Below are 14,111 nucleotides of genomic sequence, written 5' to 3'. Positions count from 1 at the left end.
CATGAAAACGAAAGCAAGCTTATTGATTTCACTCGCATTACTTTCTGGTCATGTTGCTGCCAATACACCAGCAAGCAATATGGTCGCTAAAAGCCAAAAAGAAATCACCATTATGAATAATATCTTAAAGGCATCACTTAACGCGGAGCCGGGTATTAAGGTGCGCCAAATTAATGGAGCTTATCTTGCAGACCAAGGTTATGTTTTTAGTATTAGTGCATCGGGGTTATCTGGTGGCTTCGGAAGCTGGAAACGTTTTTTTCTCGAACCTGATATCGAGTTTCATGATGAGGACGTAATGATCCGTGCAGAAGAGATGCGCATTGAAGCTGCTAACGAAGCGTATCATGTAGCGATGGAGGCACTGCGAGAGTCTTCTGAAAAAATCCGTGAGTTTGCCCAGCAAGAGCGTGAAATCGAATTTCAGTTACGTGAAGTAGAGCGTGCTCGTCGAGATTTAGATTTAGAGCGCAGACATGCACTGAAAGATAAAGAAGAAAAGTCGGTTAAAAAGGAAATTGAAAAGCTCGAAGCAAAGATAGCCAAACTTGAAAAAGAAAAAGAGCAGGTACGTGACAAGCGTGACGATGCGCAAGATAAAATAAAATCGACGACCAAAGAAAAGCACAAAAAAGTTGCTGAAACTAGAAAGCAAAATATTCGTGTTGCAAGCCAAACTCTGGCGCAAACTTTGTGTGATTACGGTGCTGGACTTAAAAGCTTAAGTAAAAATCACTATGTTAACTTTATTATTGATAACGCGACGGGTAATAAAGAAGATCTTGTTTTTGTTTATAGCAAAGCTAAGATTAATCAGTGTGTTGTGGGTGATATTGATGCGGAAAAACTACTTGCAAGTGCGCAAAGTTATACGTTTTAATTTTAACTGAATGCAATCAATTCACAGTAAGAAAAAACAAAAAAGCCGCTTAACTAGCGGCTTTAGAATTTAATAAGCTTTCAGCTTTTACGTTAGGTAAAAATAGTAAATACACTAACACTACAAGGTTAAAATAAGGAATCGCACCTAACCCAGCAAAAATTGCTTTAGGGTAGCCTTTTTCACTGGCTTTAAAGTAACAAAAGTAGCAAATCAGGACATTCGCAATTAGCAGTAAAATAATAAACAGAGCCATCGTCCCTCCCGTTTTTATGCAAAATCACTCTCAAATGAAATGATTTTTCTATATATCCATATAAAACCAGTTTAGCTTAATCTTTGGGCGAATTCCTATTGTTTTGTTAATTTGATTTGTAAAAATTGTTAAGCGATTGAGTTTTCAGAAGTGTTTTTTAGCTTTTTAATTTCAATCGCCGGCATCGGTTTACCAATAAAGTAACCTTGTGCGTAGTCAACACCAATTTCTTTAAGCAATTCAAAGGTTTCTTGGTCTTCCACGTATTCGGCAACACAGGTTTTACCGAGTGAATGACTGATGTCTTTAATGGCGTTAACCAGCGCTTTATCAATGTTATCTTGGGTCATATCTTTGACAAATGAACCGTCAATTTTTACTTGATTCGCAGGCAATTGTTTTAGGTAGCTAAAGGTGCTAAAGCCCGTTCCAAAATCATCAATCGAGAACTGACAGCCAATTTTTTGCAGCTGGGTGATCATCGCCGTGGTCGCGACAAGATTGCTAATACTCGCTGACTCTGTAATTTCGAAGGTGAGTCTATCTGGGCTTACATTATGCAGCTTTAAACTTTGCGCTATGGTGTTTAACAGGTTGGCGTTATTAAAGGCTTGTGCAGAAAGGTTGATGGCGACTTTGTTTAATTCAGGGTATTCACCTAATAACGCGATAGTTTTTTCTATCACATTTTGGTCGAGTAAATCGATATCAGTCACCAGCTCTAATGACGGAATAAACTGGTTCGGATAAATAATTTCATCATTTACAATTAAACGAACAAGCGCTTCATAATAACTTACTTTTTGCTCTTTGTAGCACCATATTGGCTGAAAGTGCATGGTAAGGCTTTGCGCTTTAAGCGCTTCTTTTACACTGTGTGCCCATGTTATTCCCGATAGTAATTGCTTACTTTTTGCATCTGAATCTGAATAACAATGAACGATATTGCGGCCACGGCTTTTAGCAACGTAGAGCGCAATATCCGCTTGCTTTAAACATTCGCTGGCATCGCAGTTTTTATTATCAATTTGCGTTAAACCGATTGAGCAGCTAATCGAATAGCTTTGTTCACCAAAGCGAAAGCTCTGATTCTCAATAGTTTGACATAAGCTCTCACCAATCATATGGGCATCGAGTAAATCGGTATTTTCTAAAATAATGGCAAACTCATCGCCACCTAAACGACATACCAAGGCATCGCCAGACACACATTGCTCGAATAATTCTGCAACTTTTTGCAGTACTTTGTCGCCTTGTTGGTGGCCTTGCGAGTCATTAATAATTTTGAAGTGGTCTAGATCGATATACAGCAGTGCGTGTTGTTGGCTGTTTGATACGTTTTGGCAAAATAGGTTGAGCTGTTGGTCAAAGAAATAGCGGTTGTGCAAATTAGTCAATGTATCGTGATGGGCTAAATGTTGTAGGCTAAATTCAGCTTGTTTTCGTTCATCAATATTATCGATACTTAGCGTGATATTACTTTTAGCTTGGCGCTCTTTTATTGATTGCAACTTGCACTCAATCCAAATTTGGTGACCAAGTTTATGGTTTATTTGTAGTTCTAGTTTGTCTTTGCTGCCAGGTTTCATATTAATTGCAGAAATGAGTTTTTCGAGCTTTTCAGCCTCATGCTGAGGGAAAAAGCTGGCTAGCGGTTTGCCTAGACTAGATTGCAATCGATTACCGGTTAGGGCTTCCCAGGCGGGATTTAAAAAACAAATATTATGGGCTTGGTCAATTTCAATTACCGAGGTATTTAAGTGCATTAAAATACGTTGGTGGGCAGAGAATAAGTCTTTATAACCTTGTTGGCTTTTACTAAGCAGTTCTACTTTTTCAGCGAATTCATCATAACTCACCATAAAATCTTCACGGCGTGCAGCTTGTTCACATACTTTATTAATAATGTTGTGATTAAACGGCAAGCGAATAAAGTCGGTAACACCTAATAGCAGCAGTTGTTCCGCAAAATCAGCATCTTGGCTATCAATAATGGTTACAACAGCTTGGTTCGGTTTGTGTATACGTAATTGCTGCAAAAAGTTATTTACGCGCTCAAAGCTGCCATGGGTAGCATCAACAAGGACGATGGCGTAGTTATATTGCTGGATTAAGGTTTGCGCATCGGCGCAGTTATCGGTTGTGTTGATGGCAAAACCAAGTTCTAAATCATGGCGAATTTGTGCAGCGCGTTGTTCGTTAGATTCAACCAGTAATAGCGGTAACCGGCTGCTTTTATCTGTGTGCTCAGATAAAATATTAGCGAGTAAATGCGGTAGTTTGTTTAATTTGTCGTGCTGTAAAATGGCATCAATACCATACGCGCGAGCGGTTGTTTCAGCAATGCGTTCACAATAGGTAGGAGGTATCAATACGATAGGTGTATTTTTTGCAGTTGCCAGCAAGCCTGAGCGCACCATGCGTGAAAAGCGCCAACCATCAATTTCGCCAATAGCAAGATCGGTGATTATCAGGTTGAAAGAGTGCTTCTTCAGTAAATCGAGTGCCTCTAAACTATTACCCTTTAGCTCAATATCAAATACATCGACATTTTTTAATGCATCAACTAGCTGAGTTGATAGCTTAATGTCTGGTGTCACTACCAGCAACTTAAGCTTATTCGGCATTTAAACTGCACCTCTAAATCAGTTCACCACTCCTTGGTAAGTTTGATTTTCAAATGCCAAAAGATACCTAGTTTAGATAGTTAACTCAAGTAAATTTGGTATTTTACTCACCCGTTGATTCTTAAACTTTAACATTCAGTAGGTTATATTTTGCGCGGCCTGTTTTCCTTGATTTAAATCATCACTAACACTAGAATCGGCGCGACTTTAACCAAGTATGCCCTGAGTACTAATAACCAAGTGAGACAGACAAATGCGTGTTGCTGATTTTAACTTTGAATTACCCGATGAATTAATTGCTCGATTTCCAATGGAAGATCGCACAGCAAGTCGCTTATTAAAGTTAGCAGGTAATAGTGGCGAAATCACACACCATACGTTTGCTGATGTATTAGATTTTATAAATCCAAACGACCTGATTATCTTTAATAATACTAAAGTAATTCCTGCGCGTATGTTTGGTCAAAAAGCATCGGGCGGTAAGGTTGAGGTGCTCGTTGAGCGTGTAGTTGATAAACACACGGTACTTGCACACGTACGCGCAAATAAATCACCTAAAGTTGGTAACGAGCTTATTTTAGAAGAAACGGCAACTGCGGTAATGCAAGGTCGCCAAGGTGAATTATTTGAGCTGAAGTTCGAAGGTGAAGAGGGCGTACTTGATATTTTAGACCGTATTGGTCATATGCCTCTGCCGCCATATATTGACCGCCCTGATAATGAAAAAGACCGTAATCGCTATCAAACTGTTTACGGTGAAAAACCGGGCGCAGTAGCAGCGCCAACAGCAGGTCTTCATTTTGACGATGCGTTATTAGCAAAGTTAAAAGACAAGGGCGTTGATTTAGGTTTTGTAACGCTGCATGTAGGGGCGGGTACGTTCCAGCCAGTTCGCGTTGATAAAATTGAAGATCACCATATGCATTCTGAGTACATTGAAGTGCCAGAGCAAGTGGTTGCACAAATTAAAGCATGTCGTGAACGCGGTGGTCGTGTTGTTGCTGTGGGCACAACGTCAATGCGCTCATTAGAGTCGGCTGCAATGAAATCAGAAGGTGAGCTTGCACCGTTTTATGGTGATACGGATATTTTCATCTTTCCTGGATACGAATTTCAGGTGGTAGACGCGATGATCACTAACTTTCACCTTCCTGAATCGACACTAATAATGCTTGTGAGTGCCTTTGCTGGACAAGAGAATATTATGAACGCCTATAACACTGCAATTGAAGAAAAATACCGCTTTTTCTCATACGGTGATGCAATGTTCTTAACCAAAAAAGATATTTAGTACACCACTTAAAAACACGATGCGATGTAACTCTGTTACATCGCTTTACACGTAAATCTCACTTTCCACTTTTATTTCTGTTATCTCATCCCTATATCCATAGTATTGTGCTGTCAAAGCAGGTAAAATCGACCGATTATTTTACGCTCAATTGATGAAGTTGAGTAAAAGTTGGACTGTTTTTCCGGCATTTGAGGTTTTTATGAAATTTGAATTAGATAATACAGATGGCAAAGCGCGTCGCGGCCGTTTGATTTTTGAACGTGGTGTTGTAGAAACACCAGCATTTATGCCTGTAGGTACTTACGGTACCGTTAAAGGTATGACTCCTGAAGAGTTAAAAGGCACAGGTGCAGAAATTTGCCTAGGTAATACCTTTCACTTAATGCTTCGCCCAGGTACTGAAATCATCAAACAACACGGTGATTTACATGATTTTATGGGTTGGGATAAACCAATTCTTACCGACTCAGGCGGTTTCCAAGTATTCAGCTTAGGTGAAATGCGTAAAATTTCGGAAGAAGGCGTAATGTTCCGTTCACCGGTAAACGGCGAGAAAATCATGCTATCGCCAGAAAAAGCAATGCAAGTTCAGCGCGACTTGGGTTCAGATATTGTGATGATTTTTGACGAATGTACACCGTATCCTGCAACAGAAAAAGAAGCGCGTGACTCGATGGAACTATCGCTGCGTTGGGCAAAACGCTCGAAAGAAGGTCACGGTGATAACCCATCAGCATTATTCGGTATTATTCAGGGGGGTATGTACCCTGAACTGCGTGAAATTTCGCAAAAAGGTTTAGAAGAAATCGGTTTTGATGGTTATGCACTTGGTGGTTTATCAGTAGGTGAACCAAAAGAAGACATGATTAACATTCTTGACCACTGTGCTTACAAAATGCCAGAAGATAAGCCGCGTTACCTAATGGGCGTAGGCAAGCCGGAAGATTTAGTTGAAGCGGTTCGTCGTGGTATTGATATGTTTGACTGTGTAATGCCAACACGTAACGCGCGTAACGGCCACTTATTTATTACCGGTGGCGTAATTAAAATCCGTAACGCAGTGCATAAAACGGATACAGGCCCACTTGATCCAGAATGTGATTGCCATACTTGCGAGAACTTCTCACGCGCTTATTTACACCACTTAGATAAGTGTAATGAAATTTTAGGGGCTCGTTTAAACACGATCCACAACTTACGTTATTACCAACGCGTTATGGAAGGGCTTCGCAATGCCATTGCTGAGAACAAACTAGAAGAGTTTGTTGCAGACTTCTATGCGCGTCGCGGTATGCCGGTACCTGAATTAAAACAAATTGAAGACTAATAAAATTTAAGAGGAATTAACCATGAGTTTATTTATCTCAAGTGCGCATGCAAGTGCGGATGCTCCACCTGTTGGAAGCGGCATGGAAATGCTAATCATGCTAGGTATTTTTGGTTTGGTATTTTATTTCCTAATTTACCGTCCACAAGCTAAGCGTGTTAAAGAGCACAAGAGCCTAATGTCAGCATTGGCGAAAGGTGATGAAGTACTTACTGCTGGTGGCTTAGTAGGTAAAATCGTGAAAGTATCTGACGACAAAGATTTTGTTGTTGTTGCGCTTAACGATCAAGCTAACGTAACAGTGCAAAAAGGTTCAATTTCAGCTGTGCTTCCTAAAGGCACAATGAAAGCACTTTAATCAAAGGAATAAGTTGTGATTAATAAGTACCCATTATGGAAGTACTTGATGGTGGTAGCAGTTGTATTGCTTGGTATGCTTTACGCTGCACCAAATATGTACGGTAGTGATCCTGCCGTACAAATTTCAGGTGCGCGAGGTGCTGTGATTGAAACAGCGGATCTCGACAAAGTAAAAACAATTCTAACGAACGATGGATTTGATGCTAAATCAATCAAACTAGAAAATGAGCAAATCTTAATTCGTTTTAATGATGTAGAAACACAGTTAAAAGCGAAAGACCAACTAAGCGACAGTCTAGGCGCTAACTATATCGCTGCTATAAACTCTGCTCCTTCAACGCCGGCATGGCTTGAAAACTTGGGCGGTGCGCCGATGAAGTTAGGCTTAGATTTACGTGGTGGCGTTGAGTTTACGATGGAAGTTGATATGCGTACTGCTATCAATAACCAGTTAAAGCAGATGCAGCAAGATTTCCGCTCTGACTTACGTGAGCAGAAAATTCGCTACCGCAGCATTCGTGAAGTAGCAAACGCCGATCGCGTGCAATTAGTTTTCCGTAATGAAGAAGGCAAAGACGCCGCTGAGAGTTATTTGCAAAAGAACAATCCTAGCCTTGAGTTTCGCGATGACCGCAGCAATGAGCTAGCGTTTACAGCGCGTTTAACGGAAGCTAAGTTAAAAGAAATTCGCGATTACGCAATTTCACAAAACTTAATCATTATTCGTAAACGAATTAACCAAATTGGTGTTGCAGAACCAAATGTTCAGCGCCAAGGCCAAGAGCGTATTTTAGTACAATTACCGGGTATTCAAGACCCAGCACGTGCGAAAGAAATTTTAGGTTCAGCAGCAACGCTTGAACTGCGCATGGTTGACCAAGATAACGACGTACGCGATGCATTAGCAGGTCGTATGCCGCCGGGCTCAGAAGTAATCAACGATCAGTTTGGTCGTCCAGTCTTACTTAAAAAACGCGTAATGCTTGAAGGTTCACACATTACCGGCGCACAAGCGGGTTATGACCAATATCAACGTCCGCAAGTTAGCTTACAACTAGATAGCAAAGGCGGCTCAAAAATGGCTGCGTTTACTAAAGACGAAGTTGGTAATTTAATGGCGATTGTGTTCATCGAATACCGTCCATCGGGTAAGGTAGATGAAAACGGTAAAGCATTACCACCAATCAAACACGAAGAAGTGATAAACCAAGCAACTATTAATGAACGCTTAGGTCGCCGTTTCCAAATTACCGGTATTGATACACCAGCCAAAGCACAGCATTTATCTGAAATGCTTCGTGCAGGTGCGCTTGTTGCGCCAATTCAAATTGTTGCTGAAAGTACCATAGGTCCAAGCATGGGTGCTGAAAACGTAGAGAAAGGGATTACTGCGGTAGTGCTTGGCTTTGTTTTTGTACTGGTATTTATGCTGCTTTACTACAAAGGCTTTGGCATGATTGCAAATATTGCACTGGGTTTAAACCTAGTGTTAATTGTTGGTGCTATGTCAGTGCTTGCTGGGGCAACGCTTACCTTGCCGGGTATTGCCGGTATCGTACTAACCGTTGGTATGGCGGTAGATGCGAACGTACTTATTTTTGAACGTATTCGTGAAGAATTAGCTGAAGGGCGCAGTCCTCAACAAGCAATTCACCATGGTTACGACAGTGCATTTAGCACCATTTTTGATGCCAATATCACAACGTTAATTGCAGCCGTGATCTTGTACGCAATTGGTACAGGTCCTATTCAAGGCTTCGCAATCACTCTTGCTATCGGTATTGTAACGTCAATGTTCACTGCGATTGTTGGTACGCGTGCGATTGTTAACGCGTTAATCGGCGGTAAGCGCATTGAGAAGTTATCTATCTAGGAGAGTGTGATGCAATTATTAAAGTTAAATGAAACACTTAAGTTTATGTCATTGCGTAAAATCGCGATGACAATTTCAACTCTGCTGATTATCGCTTCATTTGTTTCATTTTTTACCAAAGGTATGAACTTTGGTTTGGATTTTACTGGCGGTACAACAGTTGAAGTTGGCTTTGAACAAGCTGCTGACCTTAAAGTTGTGCGTTCATCGCTACACGAAAACGGCTTCCCTGATGCACAGGTACAGCTATTTGGTTCAAGTAAGGACGTAAAAATTCGCCTTGAGCCACGTGAAGGTGAAAAAGCCGACATGATCAGTAATCAAGTACTCGAGATTCTTGAACAAACAGGCCAAAAAGTTGAGATCCGCTCAATAGAGTTTGTTGGTCCAAGCGTTGGTGAAGACCTTAAGGAGCAAGGTGGTTTAGCGATGTTAACAGCGCTAATCTGTATTTTGCTTTACGTTGCACTGCGCTTTGAATGGCGTTTTGCAATTGGTGCAGTAGCAGCACTTGCGCACGATGTTATTTTAACTGTGGGTTTATTCTCAGTATTAGGTTTACCGTTTGATTTAACTGTATTAGCAGCGGTACTTGCGGTTATTGGTTACTCACTTAACGATACCATTGTTGTATCGGACCGTATTCGTGAGAACTTCCGTAAAATCCGTATCGACGATACCATTGAAATTGTTGATATTTCACTAACGCAAACGTTAAACCGTACGTTAGTAACATCAATTACAACCATCTTAGTACTTGTGGCGCTATTTGTATGGGGCGGCGAAACTATTCATGGCTTCGCAACTGCATTACTATTTGGTGTATTTATTGGTACTTACTCATCTGTATACGTTGCAAGTTCTGTTGCAGTAATGATGGGCATCAGCAAAGAAGATCTGATCCCTGAAGAAGTTGAGAAAGAAGGTGCTGAATTTGACAATATGCCATAATTATTTGGTAATTTTGTAATAATTCTGAAAAAGGCCGGTGTTAATACTGGCCTTTTTTTTTGTCTTTAGTATGATACTGAAAATGATAAACATTCTCAAAGGCATTAAAATGAAAAAGCTAACTGTACTTGCTAGTTTTGCAGCAATGACACTTTTAACAGCATGTGGTGATAAACAACAAACTAACGCCGAAGCGGTAGCAAAAGCACCTACAGCGAATCAAGCGTTAGCAGACTACAAAGAGGGTGCTAAAACACTAGTGACAATGATTAAAGAAGCAAAACCAGATACTGAAATCGCTGTAAAGTCAGCTGAGTTAGTGGCAGGTTCTAAAACGATCATTACGCAGTTTATAAATAAACATCCAAAGTGTACTGAGTATTTAACAGCGCTTAACAATGCGGCGGATATCATTCCAACCTTACCGCTAGAAGAGATCGAGTCAGGTTATCATGAAGACGGTAAACTGCCTAAGTTTGACGACCCTAACTGTTACCATGCGAAGGACTTACTGGTGCATCCTGCAACGGTACAAGCAATGGCGACAATGGGGATTACCACTGCAGAAATGCGTGAAAGTGCAGAAATGGAAATTATTGAAGTTATTGCACACTTTTCTCAGGTTGAAAAAGCATTAAACTAACCTAAATTTCAAAAGGTTGTGATTATAAAGTGAAATAATTACAACCTTTTCTGACACTTAGCTTCTGAAATAATTCTGTCATTATCTCTTGTTATATTCGCCATCCGTAAAGAGGTGAATTATGCAAAACTTGAAACAATCGATCAGCCTTAAAGCGATTCTGTCAAAGCGACAGATCACAACGCTGTTTCAACCCATTCTTGATATTGAAAAAGAAACGGTGCTCGGCTACGAAGCTTTGTCGCGAGGCCCTGAAAATTCAAGTTTGTTCAGCCCTGTCGAACTCTTTGCCCAAGCTGAAAAAGATGCCTGCCTCTCAGAACTAGAGCTTCTTTGTCGTGAAAAAGCCATTGAGAACTTTGTTGCCCAAGGGTTGCCTGGAAAATTGTTTATCAATGTAAGTCCGTCTGCATTACTGGAAGCCGCGCATCCCAAAGGTGAAACTTTACAACTGCTTGCTAAACACGGCTTAGCCACATCACGGGTTGTGATTGAGATTACTGAGCGGGAGCCGTTAGCACAAAGCGACTTATTATTCGAAGCGATTAAACATTACCGTGATTTAGGTTTGCATATTGCGATTGATGACTTTGGTTCGGGTTACAGCGGGCTAAAACAGTGGTCTGAACTCAAGCCTGACATCGTTAAAATTGATCGTTACTTTATCGACCACTGCGATAAAAGTGTGGTGAAAAAAGAATTTTTACGCTCTATTTTAGAGCTGGCAAAAATCACTAATACGCGAGTAATAGCTGAAGGTATAGAACGCACTCAAGAATTAACACTGTTAAAAAATCTGGGGGTTGAACTAGCACAAGGCTTTTTGCTTGAACGCCCTGTATTTTCGCCGTGTCAGAGTTTTGATGAATGCATTGCTGCGCAAAAGTTAGTGGATATGCCACGCAATACGAAAGACGATTCCCCTTTTATTGGCAATTTATTACTAAGTCAGCAGTCTATTTTTGTCACTACTAATTGTGGTGTTGCGAAGAAGTATTTCGAGCAAGATAAGTTACTGCAAAGCCTAGTAGTGCTTAATCAAGATAATCGACCCGTTGGCATATTACACCGAGATCAACTTGCCGAAATATTTTCGTCAACCTATGGGGCGGCGCTACACTCTAAGCGCTCAGTCGATGAGGTTATGGATCACCAGCCTTTAGTGGTTGATAGATTGACAGCGTTGGACTCTGTGAGTCAAAAAATTACTGACTCAGATTTTGATATACGCCGCTATATTATTGTGACACAAGAAGGGCAATACGTTGGTGTTGTTGCTATTCGCGATATTTTAAAACACATTACTGACGAGAAAATTAAAAACGCGCAGCATGCCAACCCGTTAACCATGTTGCCGGGTAATGTGGCAATTAATGATAATATTGAACGTCGCTTAAATGCGCGACAAGATTTCGAACTAGCGTATATCGATTTAAATCACTTTAAGCAATTTAACGACCTTTATGGTTATGCCAGTGGTGACATGGTAATTAAACTACTTGCTGAAATTTGCCGCCAAGTGTGTAATCAAAAAGACTGCTTTATTGGTCATATTGGTGGCGATGATTTTATGCTGGTGTGTCCTAGTGACTTAGGCGAAGCGCTGTGTCGTAAAATAATATCTGAGTTTGAAACCGCCGTTAGAGCCTATTTTACGCCAGAGCACGTTGCAGCAGGGGGCTATTGGGCAACCAACCGCGAGGGTGAAAAGAAGTTTGTGCCCTTGTTAACCTTGTCTATTGGTTTAGTTAACCCTGATATTGAGCACTGCGAAAACAGCCATCAAGTGGCAGCGCTGGCAACCGATGCTAAAAAGGAAGCTAAGCGTTTTGTAACCAGTCACTTGTTTATTTGCAAACGCCGTCGCCCGACCATGGCGATAGTCAGACTACCGGTAGCAAAATAATCTATTCGTGGCGATTGAAAAACAATCGCTTTACCTAAACAGTAACTTGTTTTAACTTACTATTACTTGAGCTATGTTTGGGGCAAGTAATATGAGAATAAATGTACCATATTGTTTTATAGCGCTTATTTCACTTTTAACCTGTTCAGTAGTAGCAACAGAAATTGTGAAAGTTGCCAAAGAGCAGCGCAAGCTATACCCAAGAGATGATTACATTGTTAGCCTGTTAGAGTCGGCACTGGCCAACCAGCCTTACCAGTTACAACATGTGCCTGTTCACCCACACCAGCAGCGTACCTTACTAAAGCTCAGCCAAGGTGATGTAGATATTCATTGGGGCATGACGAGTCCTGACCGCGAAGCCATTGCTACCGCAATTCCTATTCCTATTTTTAAAGGGTTGATTGGTAAACGTATTGCGTTGATTAAAGACGATCGGCAAAGTGACTTTACTGCGATTGATAGCGACAAGCTAAAGCAGTTTACTGCGGTTCAAGGACACGATTGGCCCGACACTAAAATTCTTGCGCAAAATGGCTACCGAGTAAAAGCATTTGCACATTATAAAGCCATGTTCACTTTAGTCTCTCGTGGGCAGGTGGATTATTTCCCACGCTCTGTCATTGAAATTCAAGATGAACTTTTGGAGTTTAAGCCACTTGGTTTGACGATAGAGACCGCACATTTAATAAATTATCCTACGGCATTCTACTTTTTTGTAAATAAAGAAAAAACGGCGTTAGCCAATGCACTGCAAGCAGGGTTAACAGAAATGATTGCTGATGGTCGATTTGATAAGTTGTTTGATGATTATTTTGCAGAAGGGCTGAGCCAATTAAACTTAGCCAAGCGCGAAATACATTATTTAGAAAATGATTATTTTACAAATACAGCGCTGTTGCAAAATAAGGCGCTTTGGTACAAAAAATAAGGAAGCAATGTGCTTCCTTATTTATAAAACCTAGTTAAAGCATGCGATTATTTAAGTAATGCATCGCTTAAATGTGGACGAAGCTCTTTCACAATCGCTTGTGCAAGTTTTGGTGCGCCACATACAATATTGCCTGACTTATCTTGGTTGTTGCCGCCAGCAAAATCAGTTACTAAGCCACCTGCTTCTTTAACAAGTAGTTGACCTGCTGCAGTATCCCATGGCTTTAAACCAATTTCGAAGAAACCATCAACACGACCCGCTGCAACATAAGCTAAATCTAGCGCTGCAGAACCTGCGCGGCGCATATCTGCTGTATGAACGAATAATGCACTGAATGCATTCATGTATTCTTCCATATGATGCTTTTGCTTGAATGGGAAGCCGGTTGCTAGCACAGTACCTGAAAGGTCAGTTGCCTTATTTACACGAATACGCTTGCTGTTAAGCTGTGCGCCTTGACCGCGTGTCGCTGTGAATAATTCACCACGAATTGGATCGTAAACAACCGCTTGCTCTGTACGGCCTTTAACTTTTAATGCAATAGATACTGCGAAGTGTGGAATGCCCTTGATGAAGTTAGTCGTGCCATCAAGTGGATCGATAACCCAAAGGTAATCAGCGTCGCTGCCAAGTTGTTGACCTAGCTCTTCGCCTACAATGCTATGCTTAGGGTAAGACTTTAAAATAGTGTCGCGAATCATCGCTTCCGCGTCTTTGTCTACGTTAGTTACAAAGTCGTTGCTACCTTTTTGAAGTACTTCAACTTTATCTTTCTCTTCAAATTTTTGAAGAATAACTTTACCTGCATTTCGCGCAGCGCGAACCGCAATGTTTAACATTGGATGCATAGCTTTACCTTTAGGTTTTAAAAGAACTCATTAACTACTAAGTTGTGCCTTAATTTGGTCACCCCTCAGTTCAGCCGCGCTATTTTAGCGACTTTTTTGCGGTTGTAAACCAAAATAATAAATTTAATCTCTGGTTAACAATTAATCAAACTGGTGTGCTAAAAAATCGCTAATCGCGGTGTAATAGTCGAAATTTAATGATGAGTAGGCTA

General features: G+C 40.8%; 12 protein-coding genes. 9 read left to right on the top strand and 3 right to left on the bottom strand.

All coding sequences use genetic code 11. The features are described from left to right. Nucleotide 1 precedes the first annotated feature (1 nt). Nucleotides 2-880 carry a hypothetical protein gene (locus tag PSPO_RS11400; protein ID WP_010561904.1) on the top strand — a complete coding sequence of 293 codons (879 nt, stop codon included), beginning with the start codon at nt 2-4 and terminating at the stop codon, nt 878-880. Nucleotides 881-929: 49 nt separating this feature from the next. Here the strand turns inward: PSPO_RS11400 and PSPO_RS11395 are convergent, their stop codons facing one another. Both PSPO_RS11395 and PSPO_RS11390 read right to left on the bottom strand, forming a co-directional pair. After that, nucleotides 930-1,136 (bottom strand): hypothetical protein, encoded by a 207-nt coding sequence (locus tag PSPO_RS11395; RefSeq protein ID WP_010561903.1) that lies wholly within the window; start codon nt 1,134-1,136, stop codon nt 930-932. Nucleotides 1,137-1,264: 128 nt separating this feature from the next. Next, nucleotides 1,265-3,763 carry an EAL domain-containing protein gene (locus tag PSPO_RS11390; protein ID WP_010561902.1) on the bottom strand — a complete coding sequence of 833 codons (2,499 nt, stop codon included), beginning with the start codon at nt 3,761-3,763 and terminating at the stop codon, nt 1,265-1,267. A gap of 253 nt (nt 3,764-4,016) precedes the next feature. Here PSPO_RS11390 and queA point away from each other — a divergent pair, with 253 nt between their 5' ends. The 8 genes from queA to PSPO_RS11350 all read left to right on the top strand — a co-directional run bounded on the left by queA (nt 4,017) and on the right by PSPO_RS11350 (nt 13,048). Then, nucleotides 4,017-5,054: a tRNA preQ1(34) S-adenosylmethionine ribosyltransferase-isomerase QueA gene (gene queA, locus PSPO_RS11385; protein ID WP_010561901.1), complete on the top strand. Its 1,038-nt coding sequence runs from the start codon at nt 4,017-4,019 to the stop codon at nt 5,052-5,054. 202 nt (nt 5,055-5,256) lie between these two features. Then, the gene (gene tgt / locus PSPO_RS11380) at nt 5,257-6,384 is read left to right on the top strand and encodes a tRNA guanosine(34) transglycosylase Tgt (protein WP_010561900.1); all 1,128 of its coding nucleotides are present in this window, start codon (nt 5,257-5,259) and stop codon (nt 6,382-6,384) included. Between the two features lie 22 nt (nt 6,385-6,406). Further along, nucleotides 6,407-6,742 carry a preprotein translocase subunit YajC gene (gene yajC / locus PSPO_RS11375; protein WP_010561899.1) on the top strand — a complete coding sequence of 112 codons (336 nt, stop codon included), beginning with the start codon at nt 6,407-6,409 and terminating at the stop codon, nt 6,740-6,742. A gap of 15 nt (nt 6,743-6,757) precedes the next feature. After that, on the top strand, nt 6,758-8,617 hold the full coding sequence (secD, locus tag PSPO_RS11370) for a protein translocase subunit SecD (protein WP_010561898.1): 1,860 nt from the start codon (nt 6,758-6,760) through the stop codon (nt 8,615-8,617). Nucleotides 8,618-8,626: 9 nt separating this feature from the next. Continuing rightward, nucleotides 8,627-9,568, top strand: coding sequence for a protein translocase subunit SecF (secF, locus tag PSPO_RS11365; RefSeq protein ID WP_010561897.1), 942 nt, complete (start codon nt 8,627-8,629; stop codon nt 9,566-9,568). Between the two features lie 109 nt (nt 9,569-9,677). Then, nucleotides 9,678-10,211 (top strand): hypothetical protein, encoded by a 534-nt coding sequence (locus PSPO_RS11360; RefSeq protein ID WP_010561896.1) that lies wholly within the window; start codon nt 9,678-9,680, stop codon nt 10,209-10,211. 121 nt (nt 10,212-10,332) lie between these two features. Beyond that, nucleotides 10,333-12,117, top strand: coding sequence for a GGDEF domain-containing protein (locus PSPO_RS11355; RefSeq protein ID WP_010561895.1), 1,785 nt, complete (start codon nt 10,333-10,335; stop codon nt 12,115-12,117). Between the two features lie 91 nt (nt 12,118-12,208). After that, nucleotides 12,209-13,048, top strand: coding sequence for a substrate-binding periplasmic protein (locus PSPO_RS11350; protein WP_010561894.1), 840 nt, complete (start codon nt 12,209-12,211; stop codon nt 13,046-13,048). A gap of 47 nt (nt 13,049-13,095) precedes the next feature. Here the strand turns inward: PSPO_RS11350 and suhB are convergent, their stop codons facing one another. Further along, nucleotides 13,096-13,899 carry an inositol-1-monophosphatase gene (suhB, locus tag PSPO_RS11345; RefSeq protein WP_010561893.1) on the bottom strand — a complete coding sequence of 268 codons (804 nt, stop codon included), beginning with the start codon at nt 13,897-13,899 and terminating at the stop codon, nt 13,096-13,098. Nucleotides 13,900-14,111: the final 212 nt, after the last annotated feature.

Origin of the sequence: Pseudoalteromonas spongiae UST010723-006, from assembly GCF_000238255.3 — a bacterium.
In the GTDB taxonomy this organism is placed as follows: Bacteria; Pseudomonadota; Gammaproteobacteria; order Enterobacterales; family Alteromonadaceae; genus Pseudoalteromonas; species Pseudoalteromonas spongiae.
Note: the sequence above shows the minus strand (reverse complement) of the source record. Positions and strands in the feature narration are given on the sequence as shown.